This is a genomic window from Ruegeria jejuensis (genome assembly GCF_041537905.1).
Taxonomy (GTDB): domain Bacteria; phylum Pseudomonadota; class Alphaproteobacteria; order Rhodobacterales; family Rhodobacteraceae; genus Ruegeria_C.
In genome coordinates this window covers 1-22,201 of record NZ_JBGRUO010000026.1, presented here as the reverse complement: position 1 = coordinate 22,201, position 22,201 = coordinate 1, and the positions used below count along the sequence as shown (strand labels likewise).

The following is a 22,201-nucleotide window of genomic DNA, read 5'->3' as shown; positions in this document are numbered from 1 at the left end:
GTTGGGTCAAGCGTAGCAGAGAGGGCGGGGCTTGGCTGTGATGTGGGTCACAGGGGAGGGGTTGGAAACGCACCTAAAATTCCCTAAGTTAATCTCAACAACTAACGAAGAACACTGAGCCAGCTTGCGATGCTGTACAATTTGCCTTGCATATGCCATAACAAAAACAATATTGGTGGTTATCAAAGATTCTAATTCGAATAGGATTGTGTCAGATCATAGCTCTTGGTCGTTCCCGAGGCTCCTGAAAATCAAGGAGGATACGGAAGTGCAGTTTGGCAAACAAGCGATATGCCAAACTGCCGCTAGTAAAGCAAGTCCTGATGGCATACACGACGGTGTCCCCATCAGGTATGAGTTGCCAGCTAGGTCCCGGTAGATGAGTTTGATCTCATCGCGAACACGCTTAATAGACTGTGACATGATACAAATTGAAGGGGTGGCGAGCGATGCTTGCCACCCTATTTTTTTGCCTTCGTGGCTCTAATGTAGTCGTTTGGATAGATATTGACATAACCGCAGCCGTTCGTCGAAACTGCTTGTCCGTGGCAACTGCTACGATCTTGTGAAAAGCTGCCACCTTTCTCATATTTACAATCGTAGTGAAAACCTGTTTCGATCTTAACCCCGAAACGGATCAATGATCCAACTCGACACAGTATCTTATGATCAGTATCGAAATCAAGTTTGGGAGGATGACTGCCATGTTTCGCGCGACCTGGTGTCTTAAAATAGAGGCCATCATTTGAGAGAAAAGCTTTCCTGCCGTCCTGAGCAGCCTTCATACATGAAGAGATTCTTTTCTTATGGGCAAGCAAATAACTCTCAACTTTCACGGAAGAATAATTTTTAGAAATAAAATCAAAAAATCTTTTAAGATCTTCACTTTTAAAGTTAACAACTGGAAGCAAAAGTGGCGTGGAATTAGTCTTCGACAGCTCCACCTTAAGAGCTCCGTGGTTTCGAACAACTTTTCCAATTTTCTGATTAACTGCCGCAAGAACTTCGCGAACAAGCCGATTGACCCCTGATGTTGTCTCGACGCCATAGTCGATCTCACGCATGAAACAACACGGTATCGAAGGCTCAAACGACGCAGATAGGCTTGCATCAAGGGCACTGCAAAAGTTGAGGATCGCAAAACCTTGATGGCACTCGAAATTATGCTCAATTTTTTTAAGCACTGCATGGTTCGACGCCAATAGTGCTTCGGAACTTCTAGGAGGCAGCTTTGGATAAGCCACAATCCCAAACTCGTGGCCATTCTTTGCCTTAAGAAGTCGATCTTCTAGTTTCTTTCCAACTCGCTCAGGCACCCCTACAATAACGAAGTACATTACTTCTTAGACACCAATTTTTGCACTATGTCAGCGGGAATAGAGATCCGGCCGAGGTCATCAGGCGACAGTTCAGAGATTTTTGCCCAAAAAGCCGACAAAGAGGGCTGTCTAGGGACGTACATGAGCATCTCAACATCAACCTGATTATCGGCACACCAAGCCTCAATATTAGCACAAACCGAACCATACGTTCGTGCTGAAGGATCAGTTTGAATGTACTTGAGATCAATCAAAATGAAGCCCTCGACCGCCTGGGCCTCGGAATGCGGGACATCCCGACTCAAACAGCCAGAGTCCGAAACGGATAGCAATCTCGACACGCCCTCACTAAGCTGATGAGTAAAAGCTTGCCAAACTAATTTGTCAAACCTTCCCCTCTTCTTTGCCCCCGAAGCTTCTTTATAGCTCGCGAACAACTCCTTTTCATCTGAAGATACATCAGCCGGAACCAAAGCCCATATTTTTTCGTCTTCAGGACTCTGAATGGATTTCAGCTGGTCTAACTGAGCCATGAGAATGAAGTCTTTGAGAGATTGACCATCTAGTGCTTCACGATAGTCAATTCCTTTGCGCCTCAGCAATTTCGGCACTTGCGAGTACAGAACAGGTGCCTTGCTATCGTTCCAACGTTCTTTCACCACGTCGACTAGCGCTTCCTTGATGTCCATCTTCACCTTGTCACCCATCCATCTTCAACGCTGAAATAAACGCCTCCTGTGGGATATCCACCTTCCCGAACTGGCGCATCTTTTTCTTACCCGCCTTCTGCTTGTCCAGCAGTTTGCGTTTCCGGGTGGCGTCGCCTCCGTAGCATTTCGCGGTCACGTCCTTGCGCAGCGCGGACAGCGTCTCACGCGCGATGACCTTGCCGCCGATGGCCGCCTGGATCGGGATCTTGAACATGTGGCGCGGGATCAGGTCCTTGAGCTTTTCGCACATGGCGCGGCCCCGCATCTCGGCCCGGTCGCGGTGCACCATCATCGACAGCGCATCCACCGGTTCGTCATTCACCAGGATCGACATCTTGACCAGATTATCCTCGCGGTACCCGGTCATGTGATAGTCAAAGCTGGCATAGCCCTTGGTCACCGATTTCAACCGGTCGTAAAAGTCGAACACCACCTCGTTCAGCGGCAGGTCATAGACCACCATGGCGCGGGTGCCGGCATAGGTCAGGTCCTCCTGAATGCCGCGCCGGTCCTGACACAGTTTCAGCACGTCGCCCAGATATTCATCCGGCACAAGAATCGTGGCCTTGATGCGCGGCTCTTCCAGATGATCCACCAGCGTCATGTCGGGCATGTCGGCGGGGTTGTGCAGCTCGGTCATCGCACCGTCGCGCATGAAGATGTGATAGACCACCGAAGGGGCGGTTGTGATCAGCTCGATATCATATTCGCGCTCGATCCGGTCGCGGATGACCTCAAGGTGCAAGAGGCCGAGGAAGCCGCAGCGGAAACCAAAGCCAAGGGCGGCCGAGGTTTCCATCTCATAGCTGAAGCTGGCATCGTTCAAAGCCAGCTTGTCGATCGCGTCGCGCAGGTCTTCGAATTCCGAGCTATCGACCGGGAAGAGGCCGCAGAACACCACCGGCTGTGCGGGTTTGAAGCCCGGCAGCGCATCCTCGGTGCCGTTGCGGTCATTGGTGATGGTATCGCCGACACGGGTGTCGCGGACCTGCTTGATCGAGGCGGTCAGGAAGCCGATCTCACCGGGGCCCAGGGAGTCCACCATCTCCATCTCAGGACGGAAGACACCGACGCGGTCGACATGGTGCAGGGTGCCGTTCGACATGAACTTGACCCGCATGCCCTTTTTCAGCGTGCCGTCCATGATGCGGACCAGAACGATGACGCCGAGATAGGCATCATACCATGAGTCCACCAGCATCGCCTTGAGCGGCGCATCCAGATTGCCCTGCGGGGCGGGCAGATGGGTGACGATGGCTTCCAGCGTCTCGTGAATGCCCTGCCCGGTTTTGGCCGAGACCTGAATGGCGTCGGTGGCGTCGATGCCGATCACATCCTCGATCTGTTCGGCGACGCGGTCACAGTCGGACGCGGGCAGATCGATCTTGTTGAGCACCGGCACGATCTCATGATCGGCGTCGATAGCCTGATAGACATTGGCCAGCGTCTGCGCCTCGACCCCTTGGGTGCTGTCGACAACCAGCAGCGACCCTTCGACCGCGCGCATCGACCGGCTGACCTCATAGGCGAAGTCCACATGGCCGGGGGTGTCGATCAGGTTCAGCACGTATTTCTCGCCATCATCCGCCGTGTAGTCGATGCGAACCGTGTTGGCCTTGATGGTGATGCCGCGCTCCCGCTCGATATCCATACTGTCGAGCAACTGTTCCTTCATGTCACGATCCTTGACTGTCCCGGTCTCCTGGATGAGCCGGTCGGCAAGGGTGGATTTGCCATGGTCGATATGGGCGACGATGGAGAAATTGCGGATATGAGCGAGGTCTGTCATGGGTTGGGGATATGCGTTGGAAATCGGGGTTGGTCAATGGACGATCTGGCTGGGCTTAGGACTGTACTAAGGATGTTACCCTTCTCGATCTATTCGCAAGGTGAGGCTGATAACCCCGGCCACGGCGATCAAGTAACACTTCGGTTTTTGCAAATTTGCATAAACGCCCATTGTTACGCATTCAAACAGGACAGGGGCCTCGCCTCAAGCATTGCCCAACAAATCGGCACCGATGAACTTGTCGATGATGCTTACGATGGGTACGCGCCGATGCAATTAGTAGCAGATGCGATATCCGTATTCGTTGCGGATTTTGCCACGCACCAGAACCGATCATCCAACGAGTTACGTCAACTGGCATCGTCGCACCATTACTTCGGCAACGAGCTTCACAACGCCTTCTTAAAAGATATCGAATTCGAGAAAGCCAAATCCAAGAAGCACGATTCAAGCCCGGCCACCAGCACTCCACTGTGGCTAGATATGTACTCCCAACATGAAGAGCGAGTCGAAGGCTCTCTCTCGAACCGCTTGGAAGACCATATGTTCGCCTTCTTCGGTGACGAAAGTGAAACTTGGTCGTTCTGGCGCGATTGGTACCGAAGCCTCCTCGACGGCAAGGCACTGGACTGGAATCTGCAATTCCGCGTCGCTCGGATTGACGACCAAATCTGGAACGCGGGCCCCGAAGCCGTTGCGCGAGAAATTGCGCGCATCCAGACGGAGATAGCGCTTACGGACCTGCCTCAGGCGCATATCGGCAAGGTGACCAGCCGGCATGGCGTCGGAGGGAACAATCCACCCGAAGAGATAGAAGATGTGCAGGCACTGACCACCTCGATCACTCTGATCTGGGATGCCGCCGCCGGGATCAAGGAAGAGGTTGCAAGTGACGCGCCCGACCAGGACCGGGTGGCGGCGTGTTTGCAGGCGTTGAAAACCGGGTTGGTGGCGATCGTGAAATGGTGCGGCCGAAAGGTCGATCTAACGGTCGATACACTGATCAAATGGGGCATCCCATCCGGTGGAGCTTATCTTGTGACCCAACCGGAGAAGGTTGAGGCGTTGATCAAGGCCGTCGAGGAGTGGTTGAAGTTTCTTTCGTAAAAGCGAACCCGCGCTACCGCGGAACGATCAGCAAATGGTTCGGGACCCCGCGGGGCGCATCAACTCGGGGGAATTTCAGGTTCCAGTTAGGCGCAATCTGCTATCATTGACGGCAAGTCAAATGGACCAAAGCCAATGACCACCACAAAAACCATCACCGTCAAGATCACCGGTCGGGTGCAGGGTGTCTGGTTTCGCGGCTGGACACGACAGGAAGCCACGCGCTTGGGGCTGGAGGGCTGGGTGCGCAATGAGGCAGATGGCTCGGTCGCGGCCTGTCTGTCCGGGCCGGTTGCGCGGGTCGACGAGATGGTGGCGCTCTTGCACAAGGGGCCACCTGCGGCACGGGTTGATTTGGTCGAGGTTCATCCCTCACCCGCCCCGAAGACGCAGGGGTTTGTCGTTTTGCGATAATTGGCACGGGCGGCCGCCCGTTGCGACGCCACCCCCTGTCGTCAAGTGGAGCCCTGCGGTGACAAGGGCGTTGATCGGCGAATCACTTTGCGACATACTCTTTGTTAATTCGAATGGGGGCAAACTCCGTCGTGAAGTTTGAGGTGCGAGATGAAGAAATTTCTGACCATTGTTCTATGTGCGGGCAGTCTGGCGGCGATGATGCCGATGCCTGCTGATGCGGGGGCGATCAGCAAGGCGTGCCGGGCGTCGGACCGGCCTGCGGCCAATACGCGGTTGTGCAATTGCATCCAGCGGGTGGCGAACCAGTCGCTCAGCGCGTCCGAGCGGCGCAAGGTGGCCAAATGGTTCTCGGACCCGCATGAGGCGCAGGAAATCCGCATGTCGGACCGGAGCAGCGATGAACGGCTCTGGCGGCGCTACAAGGCCTTTGGCGCGCGCGCGCAGAATTCCTGTAGCTGAGCAGCTTTCAAGCTGGCCAACATGTAGGCCATCCTAGCCTGAGGCTGAAGTTCTGATTTCACAAAACTTATACACTCGGCGCGCACTCGCCGGGCCGCTGACTATTTTCTTGACCCTTCCGCCGCAGAGGTTAAGAAAATCGGAAACTGTGGTGGGGCCGATATGCTGACCAAAGGTGTGACACTGCGCGGCCTCGAAGTGTTCGAGGCGCTCGCCAGAACCGGATCGGTGGCCCAGGCCGCCGGAGCCACCGGATTGAGTCAACCCGCAGTCAGCCAACAACTGCGCAACCTTGAAACCGCGCTGGGTGTCGATCTGCTCGATCACGGCAAACGCCCCATGCGCCTGACCCCGGCGGGACGGTCGTTTCTGGCACGCGCCGAGGCCGCGCTCGGAGAGTTGCGGCTGGCGCAAAGCGAACTCACGGTTATGGACCTCAGCCATCTGACCACGCTGTCGATCGGGCTGATCGACGATTTCGACAATGACCTGACTCCGCGCCTTGCCACCATGCTGGCCAAGAGCCTGACGCAATGTCGGTTCAAGCTGATCACTGCCCCTAGCCGCGAGATCAGCGCAGCGATGCGTGCGCAAGAACTGCATATCGCGGTTGCGGCCAGCCCGGGTGAGGCGCTTGAGGGCGTCATGGAATACCCGCTGGTCTGCGACCCGTTCATGGTGGTGGCGCCCAGGGGCATGATCGAAAGCGAGACGGCGGTGTTCGAGCAACTGCACGACCTGCCCTTGCTGCGCTATACCGACGAACAGCTGATCTGCCACCAGATCGAGGGCTACCTGACCCGTCAGAACCTGCACTTCGAACATCGTTTCGAGATCGGCTCGCATCTGGCGCTGATGGCCATGGCCGGGCGGCGTCTGGGCTGGGCGGTGACCACGCCGCTGGGCTTCATGCGTGCAGGCCGCTTTCACGATCAGATCGAGGCCTTCCCCCTGCCCAACGCCCCCTTTGCGCGCACCATCTCGCTTTTTGCCGGGGCGGATTGGGCTGATACCGTGCCGCGCGATGTGGCGCAGATGATGCGGCGCCTGGTGCAGAGCCATATGATCGACCCGGCGGTCGCGCAGATGCCGTGGCTGGGCGATCAGTTCCAGGTCATCAAGGCGTGAGGGTCCCGCCTCTTGCCAAGCTCGCGCGCCAGACGCAGCACGTTTATGAACGCAATGCCGACTGGTTCGCCCGGACCCGCCCACAGGCGCTTATCGAAAAACCCTGGCTCGACCGGTTTGTCGCATTGCTTCCGGATCACGCCAGCATCCTGGACCTTGGCTGCGGTTCCGGCGATCCCATTGCGGGTTATTTCCTTGGGTTGGGGCACCGGGTTGTGGGTATGGATGCCTCGCAGGCCATGATCCGCATCGCGCGGCAAAGGCGTCCCGAAGGGGATTGGCGGCTCGGTGATATGCGGGTGCTGGCCTTGCCCGAGAGGTTCGACGGGATCATCGGCTGGAACAGTTTCTTTCACCTGACACAAGCCGAACAGCGCGATGTCCTCCCTCGCATGGCGGGGCATCTGCGTGCCCGTGGCGCGCTATTGCTCAGCGTCGGTCCAGAAGCGGGCGAGGTTGCTGGACAGGTCGGGAACGACCCGGTTTATCACTCCAGCCTGTCGCAATCGGAATATGCCAGCATCCTTGCCAAAGAAGGGCTGCGGGTGGTGGCATTCACCCCCGAAGATCCCGATTGCTATGGAATGACCTTGCTACTGGCGCAGAAAGGGGCCGATTAATCGCCCCGCAAGTGCCGGTGCAGGCCTTGCGCGCCCATCTCGATCAGATCAAGCGCCTGATCGAAATCACGGGTGTAATAGGGGTCGGGCACGTGATCCATGCCGCTGTCAGGGGCGAAGTCGGTCAACAATCGCACGGGCGTCGTGCTATCGGCCGGTCTCAGGGCCTCGATCTCCGCATGATTGCTCGCATCCATGCCGATGATCAGGTCGAAACGGTCAAAATCCGCGGTCGAAAACTGCCGCGCCCGCAGGTCCGACATATCGATCTCTCGCATGCGCGCCGCCGCCTGCATCGGCGCATAAGGGGGCTTTCCCACATGCCAATCCGAGGTGCCGGCGCTGTCGGTTTGGGCCTCCGGCATGATGTCGCGAAACACTGCCTCAGCTGCGGGCGAACGGCAGATGTTTCCAAGACAGACAAACAGGATACGATGGGTCATGGGCAGGGCTCCTTTGTCCCGCAGGAATAGACCAGAAAGACTGATATGAAAAAGATCGTGATCCTCACCGGGGCTGGCATTTCCGCAGAAAGCGGATTGGGCACGTTCCGCGACGAAGGCGGGCTCTGGGCGCAGCACCGGATCGAGGATGTGGCGACCCCCGAAGGGTTCGCGCGCAATCCCGACCTCGTGCATGCCTTCTACAACGCGCGCCGGGTGCAGGCGGCGGCAGCCAGACCAAACGCCGCGCATGAGGCGCTGGCGAGGCTACAGCGAGACTGGCCCGGTGAGGTCGTGATCGTCACCCAGAACGTGGACGGCCTGCACGAGGCGGCAAATACCGCCCGCGTGATCCACATGCATGGCACGCTGGCCGGCGCGCTCTGCGCGGTTTGCGATCACCGCTGGCAGTCTCCGCCCGAGATGCAGACCGGCCAGCCCTGCCCGGCCTGTCAGGCCGCCGCCGGGCGCCCCGATGTGGTCTGGTTCGGCGAGATGCCTTATTTCATGGACGAGATATTCGACCACCTGGACAGCACCGACCTCTTCGCCGCAATCGGCACTTCGGGCCAGGTCTATCCGGCGGCAGGCTTTGTGCAGCAGGCGCGACGCGCAGGCGCCACAACGGTCGAGCTCAATCTCGACCCCTCCGAGGGTGCCTCAATGTTCGATCAGGTGCTGACAGGCCCGGCCACCAGCTCTGTCCCCGCCTGGGTCGAGAGCCTGCTGTCCAGGGCACGCTGACCGGTCCGTGCATAGCCCGGACCGACGCGCGGGCGACGGCCGCAGCGCGGCCCGAGACCGCGCGTCCCCGGTTCAGCCGCCGCTATGGGACTTGTGTGCCGCCCCGCCATGCTCAGGCTTGCGATCCAGATCGACAGGGATGTCGATCTGGATCTCTCCCGCATGCTCAAAGATCAAGGTCACAGGAACCGTATCGCCATGCTCAAGCGATTGGTTCAGCCCCATGAACATGACATGATCGCCACCCCGCGCCAGCGCGTGGTGCGCGCCTGCCGGGATTTCGAAGCCCTCTTCCACATGGATCATCTGCATCACACCATCGCCGTTTTCGCGATGAGTATGCAGTTCCGCCCGCGACGAGATATCGGCGGCAACACCAATCAGGCGATCATCCTGATCGCTCTCGTTCACGATCACCATAAAGGCCGCCCCGGCCTTGGCGTTCTTGCCCGATGACCGTGCATAAGCGTCCTCGACGCTGATACCGCCTGCAAGGGCAGAGCCTGCCATGGCAACAAATGTCGGAACGGACAGGAGTAAAGATTTGAAAGACATGTCGTCTCTCCTTGGTTGGAATTCTGAAATCTGGGGATGTGGTGTCAGACAGCCATCGGGGGCGCACGCGCCAATGTGCTTCGGACCCCGACATGCACCACCTGCGTTTCAGAAAGCCTCAACGGATCCGTCGTAACAGATGGCCCTGCATCTGGCGCGATCTCGACCACATCAAGCGCACCGAGCAGCGACAGCGCGTAATCGGGGCAGTAGTGCGGAGGGCGTGTGGGCTGGCCGTCTTCGTCGACATAGACCATGACCGGCCCGGTTCCGGTGCAGATCACCATCTGCCCCACCGAGGCCGAGACTCCCCGCGACATGGCAAGCCCCTGCGCGGTCAGCGCCAGAAGCGCCGAGATCACAAGGGCAAGACTTATGCGCACAGGATTTCCCATTCGCCCTCACGTATGAAAGGCAGACCTGACCGGCGCAACCCGAAACCGGGCCGTGCAACAATCAGCCGCATTCACCCTGTTCCCGCCCGCTCAGACGCCCAGACACCAGCGCATGATCGCCTTTTGCGCATGCAGCCGGTTTTCCGCCTCATCAAAGATCACCGAATGCGGGCCATCCATAACCTCAGAGGTCGCCTCTTCCTCGCGATGGGCAGGCAGGCAATGCATGAACAGAGCATCGGGCTTGGCGTGGGCCATCAACTCGGCATTGACCTGATAGGGCCGCAGCATGTTGTGGCGGCGTTCCTTGGCCGACTGGGCGTCATGCATCGACACCCAGGTATCGGCCACTACCAGATCGGCCCCCTCCACCGCCTTGAACGCATCGCGCTCGGTCACCACGGTGGAGCCTTTCTGGCGGGCAAACCCCATGAATTCCTCTTCCGGATCGAACTGCGCCGGGCCGGTGAACGTGAAATCGAACCCGAATTGCCCCGCCGCATGCAGGAACGAGGCGCAGACATTGTTACCATCACCGGTCCAGACCACTTTCTTGCCCTTGATCGGCCCACGATGTTCCTCAAAGGTCAGGACGTCGGCCATGATCTGGCAGGGATGGGTGCGGTCAGTCAGCCCGTTGATCACCGGCACATCGGCATATTCCGCCATCTCGGTCAGGATGGTTTCGTCAAAGGTGCGGATCATGATCATGTCCACGTAACGGCTCAGCACGCGCGCGGTGTCGGCGATGGTTTCGCCATGGCCCAACTGCATGTCCTTGCCAGACAGCACCATGGTCTGACCGCCCATCTGGCGCACGCCCACATCAAAGGACACCCGCGTCCGGGTCGAGGGTTTTTCGAAGATCAGCGCAACCATGCGGTCCTTGAGCGGCTGATCCGCATCAAGTGCGGCTTTGGGCTGGCCCAGGCGGGCCTGTTTCATGTCGCCCGCCTGATCGATCATGGCCCGCAGGTCAGAGGCGTCGGTTTTGTGGATATCGAGAAAATGCTTCATGTCTTTGTCGCTTTTGGCTGGCGGCGGAGGTGGGGATCGAACCCCGCACCCCGGCACGTGTTCAGCAAGAAGATGGATCAGGCGGTTTCGAGGTTGGTTTCGACCTGACGGGCGGCCTTATCGAGACGGATGAGCGCCTCGGAGATGTCGTCCTCGGTCAAGGTCAGCGGCGGCAGCAGGCGGATCACGTTATCGGCTGCAGGAACGGTGATGACCTGATTGTCATAGCCCGCGTTCACCACGTCGATATTGGTCGCCTTGCATTTGATGCCCAGCATGAGGCCAGCGCCGCGCACCTCTTCAAAGACGCCGGAGTGGTCGGCGATCAACCCCTCCAGTTTCTGGCGCAACAGCCCCGCTTTGCGGTTCACCTCGGCGAGGAACTCCGGGTCGGCCACATGGTCGATCACGGCGCATCCCACGGCGCACCCCAGCGGATTGCCACCATAGGTCGAGCCATGAGTGCCTGCGGTCATGCCGCTGGCCGCCTCTTCGGTGGCCAACACCGCGCCCAGCGGAAAGCCGCCACCGATGCCCTTGGCGACCATCATGATGTCGGGCGTGATGCCCGCCCATTCATGGGCGAACAGCTTGCCGGTCCGACCGACGCCGCATTGCACCTCATCCAGGATCAGCAACAGGTCGTTCTCGTCACATATCTGGCGCAGGGCTTTCAGCTCCGCGTCAGGTACCGGACGAATGCCGCCCTCGCCCTGAATCGGTTCGATCAGGATCGCAGCGGTGGCATCGGTGATGGCATTGGTGACACCGTCCAGATCGCCAAAGGTCAGATGCACAAAACCGGGCAGCAGCGGGCCGAAGCCCTTGGTCATCTTTTCCGATCCGGCAGCCGCAATACCCGCCGAGGAGCGGCCATGGAAAGACCCGTCAAAGGTGATGATCTCGACCTTTTCCGGCTGACCTTTGTCATGGAAATGCTTGCGTGCCATCTTCACGGCCAGCTCACAGGCTTCGGTGCCGGAATTGGTGAAAAATACCGTGTCAGCAAAGGTATGTTCCACCAGCTTGTCCGCCAGCGCCTGCTGTTGCGGAATCTGGTAGAGGTTGGAGACATGCCACAGGTTCTGCGCCTGATCGGTCAGCGCCTGCACCAGCGTCGGATGGGCATGGCCCAGCGCGTTCACGGCAATCCCGGCGCCCAGATCAAGGAAACGTCGGCCATCCGCCTCGATCAGCCAGGCGCCTTCGCCCTTCACGAATTCGAGCGGCGCACGGTTATAGGTCGGCAGAACGGACGGGATCATCGGATCATCCTCTTTCGCTGGGTTGGGCCCAAATGAAACACATGAGTGATACACCGGGGCCGGGTTCGTCAACTGATTTGGTGGGTTGGGTGCGCCAAACAGGGCGCAGGTTCAAACGGGCCGGATCACGCGCTCGGGCGTCGGCGTCGCTGCAGGCGGATATGTGTGCGTTTGAACATAAGAGCGGCTCATAACGGAGGATACCGTTCTTGAAAACCCCTTTCGGAAGGTTGGGGTTGCAAAATGGCTCAGGCCTCGCGCCAGCGATCCAGCTTGCCCATGCCACGGGTGAAGGCCCAAGCCAGGATGCGCGGCATGCCCTTGGCGGCGAGCGCATCGACACAGTAGGCCTGAAACTCACTCAACGAGGCATCGGGATGGCGAAAAGCACCCTCGGCATAGCAGATCGAGCAATAGGTGGTGCTGAGGCTGCCATCTGCCTCGCTGCCGCCACCTTCGGGGTCTTTCGACAACGGCATTCCGCAGCTTTGGCATCGACCTGACATGGCGTCCCTCATCCTCGCTTGCCCTCGGCGGGCTGTTCCCATAGGATCAAAACCATGGAGTTAAGTCAATGGTTTTGCCATGCGGATCGGTGAGTTGTCCAAACGTAGCGGACTCAGCCGCGATACATTGCGCTTCTATGAAAAGCAGGGGTTGATCCAATCGCACGCGGGTGCGGCGGCCACAAACAACTATCGCGACTATCCCGAAGATACGCTGATCCAGCTTGAGCAGATCGCAGATGCGCAGGCCGCTGGCATGAGTATTGCCGACCTGATCCTGTTCCTGTCCCAGCTTGAGGCCGCTGATTGCGAGGATTTCGATGGCGAGGCGTTCCTGCAGGCGCGGATCGACGAAGTCGCGGACCGGGTCAAACGATCCGAGCGTTTTCTGGACAGCCTGCGTCGCGCCAAGCTGGTGCTGGCGACACCGCCGACCGAGCCCTGAGATCACTTTCCGCTTGCGCCGGGGCACGGCTTGCCGCACCGCTTGCGCATGGAGCGCGCGCCCTCTCATAGTCCTGCCCTTGCAGCATTGCTGATCGTCCTGGCCTCGGTCTTTCTGGCCGGGACCACGCTGCTGGCCAAGGCGCTGGGGACGGAAGCGCTTGGCCCGGCGCTGCATCCGATGCAGATCAGCCATGGGCGGTTTCTGTTTGCCTTCCTGCTGATTGTCACCGTCGTGCTGGCCGCCCGCCCAAAGCTGGGAAAGGTGCATTGGCGGCTGCATCTGGGCCGGACAAGCTGCGGCTGGGTCGGCATCACGCTGACCTTTGCGGCGGTGGCCTATATTCCGGTCACCGACGCTACAGCGATCTCGTTCCTGAACCCGGTCTTCGCCATGCTGCTGGCCATTCCCCTGCTGCACGAGAAGGTGGGCCCGATCCGCTGGCTGGCTGCGGGCATCGCGCTCATGGGCGCGCTGATCCTTCTGCGTCCGACACCTGCCAGTTTCGACCCCGCCGCCTTGCTTGCGCTCGCGGCAGCGGCGATGATCGGGCTGGAACTGATCCTGATCAAGCAGCTTTCCGGGCGCGAACGCCCCATTCAGGTGCTGCTGGTCAATAACAGCATCGGCCTGACCATCGCGACACTTGCCGTGCTGCCGGTCTGGCAGATGCCAAACGGCGCACAATGGGTCGCCCTTGCCAGCCTGGGTGGGTTGATGGCCTGCGCGCAGTTCTGCTTCGTGAACGGGATGGCGCGGGCGGATGCCTCTTTCGTGGCACCGTTCAGCTACGCCACGCTGGTCTTTGTCGCGTTGATGGATTTCGCGGTGTTCGGAGTGATCCCCGATACCATCAGCCTGACCGGCGCGGCGGTCATCATCGCAGGCGCGCTGTTGCTGGCCTTGCGCGAAGGGCGCTTGGCGCGGGCCTGATCCCCCTCATGCCTTGAGGCGGTACCCACTTTGCAGCATCCGCCAGACAAGGGCGCAGACCGCCAGCGTTGCCAACAGGCAGATCGCGAGACCCAAAACGGGCGGGCTGTCAGACGCACCGATCACGCTGAACCGCACGCCGTCGATCAGGTAGAAGACCGGGTTGATATGGGTGATCACGTTCAGAACCGGCGGCAGTGCCTGCACCGAATAGAAGGTGCCCGACAGAAACGCCAAGGGGGTAACGATGAAATTGGTGATTGCAGCCATCTGGTCGAACTTGGTGGCGAAGATCGCAGCCACCAGCCCCAGCGACCCCATGAACACCGACCCCAGCGCGACAAAGACCAGCGCCAGCACCGGGTGATGCGGTACCACCCCCAGCACCAGCGCCATGCCGCAGGCGATCGCCAGCGCCACCAGCACGCCACGGGCCACGCCACCTGCCAGATAACCCAGCAAGATCTCGGTCGCGGACAGAGGCGGCATCAGCGTGTCGACGATATTGCCCTGCACTTTCGCGATCATCACCGAGGAGGAGGTATTGGCAAAGGCGTTCTGGATCACCGTCATGGTCAGGATGCCCGGCGCCAGAAAGGTCAGGAACGGCACGCCCATCACGTCAGGCCGCCCCGGCCCGATGGCGATCGAAAAGATCAGAATGAACAGGCCTGCCGTTACCAGCGGTGCAAGAATGGTCTGTGTCCAGACTGACAGAAAGCGACGAGTTTCGCGCTGCGCCAGGGTATAAAGCCCCAGCCAGTTCACCCGCCCGAAGCGGCGCTCGCCTAGTACTGAAGGGTCATGCATGGTCTGGCTCCGAATCTGATGCCGATCTGCCTTGTAACTCAGGCGGCAGTGATTAGAATAGGGCGTCAGGTAATATTTCGAAGGCGGCGCCGTCAGGGGCCGCTTTCCCGCTTTGAAAGGCAAGCCATGTCCTGGACAGACGAGCGTGTGGAACTGCTCAAGAAAATGTGGGGCGAAGGTCAGTCGGCCAGTCAGATCGCCAAAGAACTGGGTGGTGTCACGCGCAATGCGGTGATCGGCAAGGTGCATCGTCTGGGCCTGTCGAACCGTACTGGCGGGGCAGCCCCCGCCAAGGCCGAGCCAAAGGAAAAGCCCGCGCCCAAGGCCGAGGCCAAGCCCAAACCCGCGCCCAAGACCGAGCCGGCGCGTCCGGCGCCTGAGCCTGCGTCCGCCGCCGAAGTCAAACCATTGCCGCCGCGCAAGCAGATCATTCCGGCGGGCCAACCGCTGCCACCGCAGCCCTCGGCCAATGAAATCAGCCCCGAGGCACTGGCCAAGGTCAACGAGGTCGAGAAAAAGGCCAAGAAGATCAGCCTGATGGAACTGACCGAGCGTACCTGCAAATGGCCCGTGGGCGACCCCGCGACCGAAGATTTCTGGTTCTGCGGCCTGCCCGTACAGCAGGGCAAACCCTATTGCGAGGCGCATGTGGGCGTGGCGTTTCAGCCGATGAGCGCCCGCCGCGACCGCCGCCGCTAAGGCGCGCTCAGCCAATCACCAACACTGCAAAGACCCCGCGCCGGTCCAGCGCGGGGTCTTTGATTTTCGCTACAACGTTTGGCTCTCACGGGAGCCGAGGTGCGCAAAGCTGCAACTTTTCCTTGAAGATATTGGCCTCGAACGGTTTCAGAACTGGAAAGGCCACGGATCCGGCGCCTGCCCTAAGATCGGGAAACAGCATATCTAACTCACGCAGGGAGCGTTCCGGCATCGCCTCCACAGTGCAATCTCCGGGATAGAGCGATTCCGACCAGATCCCTTCGACCTGCACCAGCTCATGCTGATCGAAAAGCAGGTGGACATATTCCACGCCGGCCTCGATCGGCTCCTGACAGATCCGCGCGCCATCTATCAACGCCTTGGCTGGGGCCAGCATGACCGCATCTCCGAAACAGACCTCAAGCTCGGCGGCGGTCACCAGCAATCGGTGCTGCGGCGACACCTGCAGATCGCGCGCCGGACGATCCGGCCCAAACGCACCCGCCTTGATTCGCACAGGCGTGAGATGCGGATTGTTGCGCAACTCATGCGCAGGCAAGCGCCGCCTGCCCACCCAGCGAACCCGCTTGGCGGACCCATCTGCCGTAATGACCTCGTCCCCGGGTTTCAGCGTTTCAATCCGGCGCGCGCCGTCCGGGGTCAGGATCAGTGAACCCGCAACGAAACACACAAAATCCGGCAAGGTATCGTATTCCGCTGGCGGCGCATTCACGATGACATTGTTGGTGCCCGTAACCGTTTCCCCAACCTCCACCGATCCGGCAGTCAGGACCATGTATGGTGTGCCCTGCCATTGCAGAAGCGTGAAGGTAACAGGCTCCGTTCCGACATTTCCGCTATATGTCTCAAAAACCTGGAACGATGTTGAATTCCCGATGAAACCGGGAATCCCGGTCACGTCCAATTGCGGGTTCCCGTCCGCGTCCGGGTTTTCAAGAAAATCATCCGTATCGACGATATCGACCTGAAAAGCATCCAGAACCGTAACATTGGCGCTGCCGAGCGGATCGGTATTCAACTGATAGATCGTTAGCCTTTTCATCGCCGGATTCCCTTCGACTGGCACATAGACGAACACAGTAAAGGGGCTTCATGGCGAATCCGTAAAGCCCCCTCCGCTCGCCGGTCAGGCTATACCTTTTAAGCGCGCACGCATAGGGCGAGCAATTTTTCGGGGTTGTCAGAGGGATGATCAATACAAAAGCGCCCGGTGAAATGACCGGGCGCAAACTGTTTACAAGGGGGGTAACGACGCGACTACTTGACCGGAGCCGCAGATTCGAAATTCGGGATCGGGTTGGTCGAGGCTGTGTCTGCCTCAATGCCGGGCCAGTTACCTTGCGCCAGATCGATATTGCCGGGAATGTTCTCTTCCCAGAAGGTGACGACATTTGGCGTGATGTTCAGATAGAGCTTGTCATCGACGATGCGCCACAGGTTCGGGTTGCCCGGCACCTTGCCGCCGCGCGACACGCCATAGGCACAATGCCCGTCATATTGCGGCGCATAGAAAGCGGGGTTGGACTGGAATTTGTCACGGTTTTCCGCGTTGGTAAAGGCAAAGGTGGCACCATTGTATTCGGCGGTGAACTCGGTGCTGCCCTTGACACCTTCGGGCTGGGACTGGCCGACTTTCGCCTGCGGAAGATCGCGGTAGGCGACAACATCATAGCCCGAAACAGCAAAGCCGGTATCGTCAAGATATTGCGGCCCCGCAAAAGCGGGAAGCGCCAGCGCTGTGGTCGCGGCGGTCACAAGAGCAAAGGCAAAACGTTTCATATATCGGGTCCTCTGAGGGGTTGTTGCATCAAGATGCCGGCGCGTGACCAGCGTGACACTGACAATAGGAGCTTTGCAGCACTTGCGAAGCCCCCCTCGCGGCGCTGTGACATGGCACGAGATTTCGTGAGCCCAACCTGCCGAAATGTTTCAAACCGGGCCCGAAATACGCTGGATGGGGTTGGACTTTGGCCGCGACGGTATTAGCTGCGGGTCGCGGGCTTGTGGTGCCCTGCAAGAAATGGATGACCTGCTGATGACCGACCAATCGACCTACACCCCGCCTACAGTCTGGACCTGGGACGCAGAAAGCGGCGGGCGCTTTGCCTCTATCAACCGGCCCATCGCCGGCCCGACCCATGACAAGGACCTACCGACCGGAGACCACCCGATACAGTTGTACTCCCTGGCGACCCCCAACGGCGTTAAGGTCACGGTCATGCTGGAAGAGTTGCTGGCCCTTGGGCATTCCGGTGCGGAATACAATGCCTGGCTGATCAATATTGGCGAAGGGGACCAGTTCAGCAGCGGCTTTGTCGGAGCCAACCCCAATTCAAAAATCCCCGCCCTTTTGGATCGTTCTGGCGATGGCGAGTTACGGGTGTTCGAAAGCGCCTCGATCCTGTTTCATCTTGCCGAAAAGTTCGGTGAGTTCCTGCCCAAAGAGGGCCCGGCGCGCACCGAGGTGATGAACTGGGTGTTCTGGCAGATGGGCAGCGCGCCTTACCTGGGCGGCGGCTTTGGCCACTTCTACGCCTATGCGCCCGAGAAATGGGAATACCCGATCAACCGTTTCGCGATGGAAACCAAGCGCCAGCTTGACGTGCTGGAGCGCGAACTGGCGGAGAAGGAGTATATCGCGGGCGATGAGTACACCATTGCAGATATGGCGATCTGGCCGTGGTATGGTCAGTTGGTGCTCGGTCGGCTCTATGACGCAGCAGAATTTCTGGATGTGAGCAGCTACGCAAACGTAATGAAATGGGCCAAAAAGATCGACGCGCGCCCGGCGGTCCAACGCGGCCGCATGGTCAACCGAGCCTTTGGCGAACCCCATACCCAGCTGCACGAGCGCCATGACGCCAGCGATTTCGAGCATCGCACCCAGGACAAGCTGGAACCGGCAGCAGAGTGATCGGCCCTGCGGCGCGGTCTTGACGGGTCGCGCCCGCAGAACGGAAGCAGTGCTTACTTGAGCACCGGCGGCTTTTCCGGGTCCATGCCGGGCGCTGCGGGTGCTGTTGCCAGCGGCTCAGGCTGCGGTAAATCAAAGCGCAACCCGTGTCGCGCCAGCTTTGCCGCCATGGGGTCGCTGGCGGCAAAGAAACCCACATCCATTGAACCGGCTTCGATACCGGAAAAGGTCAGCGCCTCCGAGGCTGCCTTGGCCAGCGCCTCGCGCGCGCCCTCGGGGGCATCCACGAAGGCAAGAAGATGACCGCGGCCCCCGCCCTGATAGGTCACCCCAACCAGATAAGCCGATTGCGCCAGACCTGCGGCCGTGGCCAGTTTCGCGTCAAGTGCCGTCAACAGACGTTCCGGCAGGCCCGCAGGCGCGTGCAGTTCGGCGATGTGACCCTCCACCTGATCGGGTTGCTGAGCCAGCGTGTCCAGCAGCCAGTCCACCGCCTCGCCCGGTATCAGTTGTGCCGAAGGCGCCACATCCAGATTGAGGCCAAGCCCGACCCCCTGCCCCGCCAGCATCCCGGCCAGCACCCGGCCCGACAGCGCTGCGTAAGGCGCGGGCCGCCCGGCGAAACGGGCCAGCCGCTCTTCGCGGTCGAACACCAGCACGAAACGACCATCCGCCACATCAAACAGCTCTGGCGAGATCTCATCGCCCTGTGCCTCCTGCGTCAGCAGCAGGAACAGCTCACTATCGGCCAGCCGTTCGAAAAACCGCAACCGGGCGGCATCATCCGCGCCATCCTGCTCCATCGCCGCATGGGCGACATCCAGCGCTGTTTGCTCAGTCATTTATCACGTCCCGTATTCGACCACCAACCCGCAGAACCTGGCCACCTGGTCCACCTAGCTGTTCAATAGAGAATACACACTTCGCTGTATGCGCGGCACAATGTCTGCCTCAAACCAAGGGTTGTTTTTGAGCCACCGGTTGTTTCGCGGGCTCGGGTGCGGGAGGATGAAATTTCCGTCGTCACGCTCACCTGACCGCGATACCGCGTCTGCTACGGACAGTCCTCTAAGCGATGGCGCATGCCATGCAATCGCATATGCGCCCAAGATCAAGGTGAGTCGTACATCCTGCAATGCCCCTAGGACCGGAGCGCGCCAGGTCGTCGCGCAAACTTTACGTGGCGGCTTATCGCCACCTGCCCCTCTGCCAGGGAAACATAAAGCCATCGGGAATATGCCTATCTTGGGGTCCGAATAAAACCTGTCCTTGTCGATCGCCAACCAGTTGCGTAGCCGATCACCTGACGGATCATCGAACGGACGCCCCTTGGCATGTGTAATACGGCCGGGCGCCTGCCCAACAATCAGGATTCTCGCCTGTTCGCTCAGCTGAAATAGCGGGTTGGGTCCAAGCGGCAGATTTTTGCAAAGAGAGCAGGCACGCATCTCGGATTTCAGGGTTTCAAATTCATTCATTGAAGATAGTAGTGCATCCTCACGATAGTTGATGAGCCCGGAACCCGACATTCGTCCAACAGGTCAAGCTGCCATGACGAATTTGTCCCATATTGCTTCCTTCCATTCCAACGAAAGGATCACACCATCAAACCGTGGGATCAAACACTTTTTTGGCGCAGTTACCGCCTCTACCGACAAACAACGACCTGAGTAAGACGATAATCAATTGGTATACAGACGCGCCCAGTCCCAAAATCCAGACCGTCAGATCATCGCAATACACCAACCAAAAGCGCCCCTGCCGCCACAGCGGCTTCGTCCTCGTCCGACGCCTATTGGTAGCAGGCATGACGGCACGACTGAGGCATATGAAGGATAATCCGGACCGCGTAGATCCATGGACAATCGCCCTGTTGGACCGACAGCCTCCAAGGTTAGCAACCGTGGCCATGGCCAACAAGGCCGCTCGGGCCATCTGGGCGATGCTCACGAAGAAACAGGAATACCGGCAACCAGCGTTGTAACCACGCTGGCTGTCTACGAGATGCAAGACGTTGAAGTGATGATGCGGAAATAAGTCAACTACGAGCAAGGACACTCCGGGAGTGTCCGCGGCCCTCCGAGGTCGATAAGCCGATTGGAACCTTGCTCGCGGAATTCATCAGGGCCAGCAGCCGCGTGCCCTGCGCTAATAGATCTCATGATGAGGGGCGCTAGGAGGATAGACTGCGCGCCGTCAAGAAGAGGAGATCTGATCATGTTACAGCCACTCAATATGCCGAAACCCGTTCATTACGAAAGCACGCTGGCCCTCGCCTTTGAACTCAGCAGCAAGTCGTGGGTTCTCGCGGCACAAGTGCCGGGCCTGCCGCAATCCAGAACCAGGAAAACCATCGCGCCCGATAAACTGGCCCTTGAAGCGGCGATTGACGAGTATCGGAGCCGGGCCGCGGCAGCTGATAGTCGTGTCGATCGTGTGATCGCGACTTATGAAGCTGGGTGGTGCGGCTTCTGGTTGGCGCGATGGCTGACCTCAAAGGATGTCACAGTCCACGTCATTCAGCCTTCGGGTGTCCCAGTGGATCGCCGCATGCGTCGCGCCAAATCCGACGGGATTGATGCCGAGTTGCTTCTCCGCACTCTGATGGCGTGGTTGCGCTGAGAACCTCGGGTCTGCTCTATGGTACCGATCCCGGACGAAGCCGACGAGGATGCACGCCGATGCGTGCGCGAGCGAACGGGGTTGATCTCCGAGCGCGTTGCGCTGGCAAACCGGATCGACGCCGTCCTGGCAACGCTGGGCGTGGAAGGTTACAACCCTCTTCTCCAAAGTCGACGACGCCGATTGCTGGACTTGCGCACCGGTCTGGGTGAACCATTGCCTCCGAATGCATTTGCAAAAAATTGAACGGCTTTTAACCAGGCTCGAGCTCGTCCTCACCCAAATCGCTCAGCTGGAACGGGAACGTGATGCCGTGGTTAAGGAACCCGCTGAGGATAAGGCGGGCGAAATGATCCAGCAGCTTTGCCAACTACGCGGTATTGGGGTGCAGAGCGCCACCGTGCTGGTTCGCGAGGCCTTCGTGCGCCACTTTGCCAATGGCAAGGCGTTGGGATCGTATGCTGGCCTGACGGCGACACCCTACAACAGTGGAGGGGTAAAACATGAGCAAGGGATCGGGAAAGCCGGGAACCGGAGACTAAGAACGACCATGGTAGAACTGGCCTGGCTCTGGCTGCGTTACCAGCCCGGAGCGGAGCAGGTTGTCTGGTTCCGGGAGCGAACAGGTCAGACCGGTCGGCGGGTGCGGAAAGTAATGATTGTTGCACTCGCCCAGAAGCTGCTGATTGCCCTTTGGCGGTTTGCCACCCACGGGATAGTCCCGCAAGGAGCGACAATGAAACCCGCAAGTTGACAATCAGCGAAATCAGGTTGCTCTGCGACGGCATAGCCGCCTGGTAACCGAGGGTACGTCGCCGTTGTCCGGCATGGCACAATTGATGCCGTCATCACAGAGTGGCGCCGTTCCTTTGGAGTTCTCCGGTCCCGTATGCGGGACAGTGGTTGGGATCAGGATCCCGCCGAATGTGAGGTTTACAGACAGGGGTCTGTCGGAAGAGAGCTCGCCTCGGATTCCAATGAAGAAACTATACTATTGACGGAGACATCATCATGTGAGGCCGGACAGACGACGGTACTGACGAAAATGATCGCAGAAATCACCAGAAAACACTTGCAATGCAGGCGCCACCCACAGAGGACACTCAGTGCACCTTCCGGATGCTGCATCGCAGCTTTCGCATTGCTGATTGGGTGGATGGCTCCTGCTCCAACCGGCGTCGCAATGCGCCATAGTGCGGGTGTCTAAGTCTGCTTTTGAGAGGAGCCACCCCATGCAAGTTACCACAATCGGCGTTGATTTGGCCAAGAACGTTTTCCAGGTC

24 protein-coding genes and 1 pseudogene are annotated in these 22,201 nt (G+C 59.1%); 11 read left to right on the top strand and 14 right to left on the bottom strand.

From position 1 onward, the window contains the following. Positions 1-461: 461 nt before the first annotated feature. Genes AB1E34_RS22375 through lepA form a run of 3 tightly spaced genes read right to left on the bottom strand, consistent with a single transcriptional unit; the run spans position 462 to position 3,818 of the window. Positions 462-1,337: a hypothetical protein gene (locus tag AB1E34_RS22375; RefSeq protein WP_372574527.1), complete on the bottom strand. Its 876-nt coding sequence runs from the start codon at positions 1,335-1,337 to the stop codon at positions 462-464. Then, a complete protein-coding gene (locus AB1E34_RS22370; protein WP_372574526.1) occupies positions 1,337-2,008 on the bottom strand; it encodes a hypothetical protein in 672 nt (223 codons plus the stop codon). The genes AB1E34_RS22375 and AB1E34_RS22370 overlap by 1 nt, the downstream gene beginning before the upstream one ends. Positions 2,009-2,018: 10 nt before the next feature. Continuing rightward, positions 2,019-3,818 (bottom strand): translation elongation factor 4, encoded by a 1,800-nt coding sequence (gene lepA, locus AB1E34_RS22365; protein WP_372574525.1) that lies wholly within the window; start codon positions 3,816-3,818, stop codon positions 2,019-2,021. Positions 3,819-3,854: 36 nt separating this feature from the next. Here lepA and AB1E34_RS22360 point away from each other — a divergent pair, with 36 nt between their 5' ends. The 5 genes from AB1E34_RS22360 (at position 3,855) to AB1E34_RS22340 (ending at position 7,549) form a co-directional block, all read left to right on the top strand. Further along, complete coding sequence (locus tag AB1E34_RS22360; RefSeq protein WP_372574524.1) at positions 3,855-4,925, top strand: hypothetical protein; 1,071 nt, start codon at positions 3,855-3,857, stop codon at positions 4,923-4,925. 135 nt (positions 4,926-5,060) lie between these two features. Next, positions 5,061-5,339, top strand: coding sequence for an acylphosphatase (locus AB1E34_RS22355; protein ID WP_372574523.1), 279 nt, complete (start codon positions 5,061-5,063; stop codon positions 5,337-5,339). Positions 5,340-5,489: 150 nt separating this feature from the next. After that, positions 5,490-5,801 carry a hypothetical protein gene (locus tag AB1E34_RS22350; protein WP_372574522.1) on the top strand — a complete coding sequence of 104 codons (312 nt, stop codon included), beginning with the start codon at positions 5,490-5,492 and terminating at the stop codon, positions 5,799-5,801. A gap of 162 nt (positions 5,802-5,963) precedes the next feature. Further along, positions 5,964-6,929, top strand: a complete 966-nt coding sequence (locus AB1E34_RS22345) for a LysR family transcriptional regulator (protein WP_372574521.1) — start codon at positions 5,964-5,966, stop codon at positions 6,927-6,929. After that, positions 6,926-7,549, top strand: a complete 624-nt coding sequence (locus AB1E34_RS22340; RefSeq protein ID WP_372574520.1) for a class I SAM-dependent methyltransferase — start codon at positions 6,926-6,928, stop codon at positions 7,547-7,549. The genes AB1E34_RS22345 and AB1E34_RS22340 overlap by 4 nt, the downstream gene beginning before the upstream one ends. On the opposite strand, the gene AB1E34_RS22335 is transcribed toward AB1E34_RS22340, so the two are convergent. Continuing rightward, positions 7,546-7,992 (bottom strand): low molecular weight protein-tyrosine-phosphatase, encoded by a 447-nt coding sequence (locus AB1E34_RS22335; protein ID WP_372574519.1) that lies wholly within the window; start codon positions 7,990-7,992, stop codon positions 7,546-7,548. The genes AB1E34_RS22340 and AB1E34_RS22335 overlap by 4 nt on opposite strands. 45 nt (positions 7,993-8,037) lie before the next feature. Between AB1E34_RS22335 and AB1E34_RS22330 the strand changes: the two genes are divergently transcribed. Next, complete coding sequence (locus AB1E34_RS22330; protein WP_372574518.1) at positions 8,038-8,736, top strand: NAD-dependent deacylase; 699 nt, start codon at positions 8,038-8,040, stop codon at positions 8,734-8,736. Between the two features lie 72 nt (positions 8,737-8,808). On the opposite strand, the gene AB1E34_RS22325 is transcribed toward AB1E34_RS22330, so the two are convergent. From AB1E34_RS22325 to AB1E34_RS22305, 5 genes are all read right to left on the bottom strand, one after another. Continuing rightward, a complete protein-coding gene (locus AB1E34_RS22325; RefSeq protein ID WP_372574517.1) occupies positions 8,809-9,291 on the bottom strand; it encodes a copper chaperone PCu(A)C in 483 nt (160 codons plus the stop codon). A gap of 44 nt (positions 9,292-9,335) precedes the next feature. Continuing rightward, entirely contained in the window at positions 9,336-9,686 is a 351-nt protein-coding gene (locus tag AB1E34_RS22320; RefSeq protein WP_372574516.1) for a hypothetical protein, read from the bottom strand. A 90-nt stretch (positions 9,687-9,776) separates the two neighbouring features. Continuing rightward, entirely contained in the window at positions 9,777-10,703 is a 927-nt protein-coding gene (gene argF, locus AB1E34_RS22315) for an ornithine carbamoyltransferase (RefSeq protein WP_372574515.1), read from the bottom strand. Between the two features lie 77 nt (positions 10,704-10,780). Beyond that, a complete protein-coding gene (locus AB1E34_RS22310) occupies positions 10,781-11,968 on the bottom strand; it encodes an aspartate aminotransferase family protein (RefSeq protein WP_372574514.1) in 1,188 nt (395 codons plus the stop codon). 248 nt (positions 11,969-12,216) lie between these two features. Next, a complete protein-coding gene (locus AB1E34_RS22305) occupies positions 12,217-12,474 on the bottom strand; it encodes a zinc ribbon domain-containing protein (RefSeq protein WP_372574513.1) in 258 nt (85 codons plus the stop codon). 79 nt (positions 12,475-12,553) lie between these two features. Here AB1E34_RS22305 and AB1E34_RS22300 point away from each other — a divergent pair, with 79 nt between their 5' ends. Together AB1E34_RS22300 and AB1E34_RS22295 are read left to right on the top strand one after the other, a co-directional pair. Next, positions 12,554-12,919, top strand: coding sequence for a MerR family transcriptional regulator (locus AB1E34_RS22300; protein ID WP_372574512.1), 366 nt, complete (start codon positions 12,554-12,556; stop codon positions 12,917-12,919). Positions 12,920-12,967: 48 nt separating this feature from the next. After that, positions 12,968-13,852, top strand: a complete 885-nt coding sequence (locus tag AB1E34_RS22295) for a DMT family transporter (RefSeq protein WP_372574511.1) — start codon at positions 12,968-12,970, stop codon at positions 13,850-13,852. 6 nt (positions 13,853-13,858) lie between these two features. Here AB1E34_RS22295 and AB1E34_RS22290 read toward each other — a convergent pair whose 3' ends face one another. After that, a complete protein-coding gene (locus AB1E34_RS22290; RefSeq protein WP_372574510.1) occupies positions 13,859-14,662 on the bottom strand; it encodes an ABC transporter permease in 804 nt (267 codons plus the stop codon). 126 nt (positions 14,663-14,788) lie between these two features. Here AB1E34_RS22290 and AB1E34_RS22285 point away from each other — a divergent pair, with 126 nt between their 5' ends. Beyond that, positions 14,789-15,361, top strand: coding sequence for a GcrA family cell cycle regulator (locus tag AB1E34_RS22285; protein WP_372574509.1), 573 nt, complete (start codon positions 14,789-14,791; stop codon positions 15,359-15,361). A gap of 85 nt (positions 15,362-15,446) precedes the next feature. Here AB1E34_RS22285 and AB1E34_RS22280 read toward each other — a convergent pair whose 3' ends face one another. Beyond that, entirely contained in the window at positions 15,447-16,424 is a 978-nt protein-coding gene (locus tag AB1E34_RS22280; RefSeq protein WP_372574508.1) for a Hint domain-containing protein, read from the bottom strand. Between the two features lie 215 nt (positions 16,425-16,639). Further along, entirely contained in the window at positions 16,640-17,161 is a 522-nt protein-coding gene (locus tag AB1E34_RS22275; RefSeq protein WP_372574507.1) for a YHS domain-containing (seleno)protein, read from the bottom strand. A gap of 256 nt (positions 17,162-17,417) precedes the next feature. On the opposite strand from AB1E34_RS22275, the gene yghU reads away from it, so the two are divergent. After that, on the top strand, positions 17,418-18,296 hold the full coding sequence (yghU, locus tag AB1E34_RS22270) for a glutathione-dependent disulfide-bond oxidoreductase (protein WP_372574571.1): 879 nt from the start codon (positions 17,418-17,420) through the stop codon (positions 18,294-18,296). A gap of 53 nt (positions 18,297-18,349) precedes the next feature. Here yghU and AB1E34_RS22265 read toward each other — a convergent pair whose 3' ends face one another. Both AB1E34_RS22265 and AB1E34_RS22260 read right to left on the bottom strand, forming a co-directional pair. After that, complete coding sequence (locus AB1E34_RS22265) at positions 18,350-19,138, bottom strand: SseB family protein (protein WP_372574506.1); 789 nt, start codon at positions 19,136-19,138, stop codon at positions 18,350-18,352. A gap of 54 nt (positions 19,139-19,192) precedes the next feature. Then, the gene (locus AB1E34_RS22260; RefSeq protein WP_372574505.1) at positions 19,193-19,774 is read right to left on the bottom strand and encodes a uracil-DNA glycosylase family protein; all 582 of its coding nucleotides are present in this window, start codon (positions 19,772-19,774) and stop codon (positions 19,193-19,195) included. 739 nt (positions 19,775-20,513) lie between these two features. Between AB1E34_RS22260 and AB1E34_RS22255 the strand changes: the two are divergent. Beyond that, positions 20,514-21,672: pseudogene (locus AB1E34_RS22255) on the top strand (IS110 family RNA-guided transposase). Positions 21,673-22,201 lie beyond the last annotated feature (529 nt).

Coding starts and splice junctions, on each gene's coding strand:
- AB1E34_RS22375 (WP_372574527.1), bottom strand. CDS start 1,337: ATGTACTTCGTTATTGTAGGGGTGCCTGAGCGAGTTGGAAAGAAACTA.
- AB1E34_RS22370 (WP_372574526.1), bottom strand. CDS start 2,008: ATGGACATCAAGGAAGCGCTAGTCGACGTGGTGAAAGAACGTTGGAAC.
- lepA (WP_372574525.1), bottom strand. CDS start 3,818: ATGACAGACCTCGCTCATATCCGCAATTTCTCCATCGTCGCCCATATC.
- AB1E34_RS22360 (WP_372574524.1), top strand. CDS start 3,855: ATGGACGATCTGGCTGGGCTTAGGACTGTACTAAGGATGTTACCCTTC.
- AB1E34_RS22355 (WP_372574523.1), top strand. CDS start 5,061: ATGACCACCACAAAAACCATCACCGTCAAGATCACCGGTCGGGTGCAG.
- AB1E34_RS22350 (WP_372574522.1), top strand. CDS start 5,490: ATGAAGAAATTTCTGACCATTGTTCTATGTGCGGGCAGTCTGGCGGCG.
- AB1E34_RS22345 (WP_372574521.1), top strand. CDS start 5,964: ATGCTGACCAAAGGTGTGACACTGCGCGGCCTCGAAGTGTTCGAGGCG.
- AB1E34_RS22335 (WP_372574519.1), bottom strand. CDS start 7,992: ATGACCCATCGTATCCTGTTTGTCTGTCTTGGAAACATCTGCCGTTCG.
- AB1E34_RS22330 (WP_372574518.1), top strand. CDS start 8,038: ATGAAAAAGATCGTGATCCTCACCGGGGCTGGCATTTCCGCAGAAAGC.
- AB1E34_RS22325 (WP_372574517.1), bottom strand. CDS start 9,291: ATGTCTTTCAAATCTTTACTCCTGTCCGTTCCGACATTTGTTGCCATG.
- AB1E34_RS22320 (WP_372574516.1), bottom strand. CDS start 9,686: ATGGGAAATCCTGTGCGCATAAGTCTTGCCCTTGTGATCTCGGCGCTT.
- argF (WP_372574515.1), bottom strand. CDS start 10,703: ATGAAGCATTTTCTCGATATCCACAAAACCGACGCCTCTGACCTGCGG.
- AB1E34_RS22310 (WP_372574514.1), bottom strand. CDS start 11,968: ATGATCCCGTCCGTTCTGCCGACCTATAACCGTGCGCCGCTCGAATTC.
- AB1E34_RS22305 (WP_372574513.1), bottom strand. CDS start 12,474: ATGTCAGGTCGATGCCAAAGCTGCGGAATGCCGTTGTCGAAAGACCCC.
- AB1E34_RS22300 (WP_372574512.1), top strand. CDS start 12,554: ATGCGGATCGGTGAGTTGTCCAAACGTAGCGGACTCAGCCGCGATACA.
- AB1E34_RS22295 (WP_372574511.1), top strand. CDS start 12,968: ATGGAGCGCGCGCCCTCTCATAGTCCTGCCCTTGCAGCATTGCTGATC.
- AB1E34_RS22290 (WP_372574510.1), bottom strand. CDS start 14,662: ATGCATGACCCTTCAGTACTAGGCGAGCGCCGCTTCGGGCGGGTGAAC.
- AB1E34_RS22285 (WP_372574509.1), top strand. CDS start 14,789: ATGTCCTGGACAGACGAGCGTGTGGAACTGCTCAAGAAAATGTGGGGC.
- AB1E34_RS22280 (WP_372574508.1), bottom strand. CDS start 16,424: ATGAAAAGGCTAACGATCTATCAGTTGAATACCGATCCGCTCGGCAGC.
- AB1E34_RS22275 (WP_372574507.1), bottom strand. CDS start 17,161: ATGAAACGTTTTGCCTTTGCTCTTGTGACCGCCGCGACCACAGCGCTG.
- yghU (WP_372574571.1), top strand. CDS start 17,418: ATGACCGACCAATCGACCTACACCCCGCCTACAGTCTGGACCTGGGAC.
- AB1E34_RS22265 (WP_372574506.1), bottom strand. CDS start 19,138: ATGACTGAGCAAACAGCGCTGGATGTCGCCCATGCGGCGATGGAGCAG.
- AB1E34_RS22260 (WP_372574505.1), bottom strand. CDS start 19,774: ATGAATGAATTTGAAACCCTGAAATCCGAGATGCGTGCCTGCTCTCTT.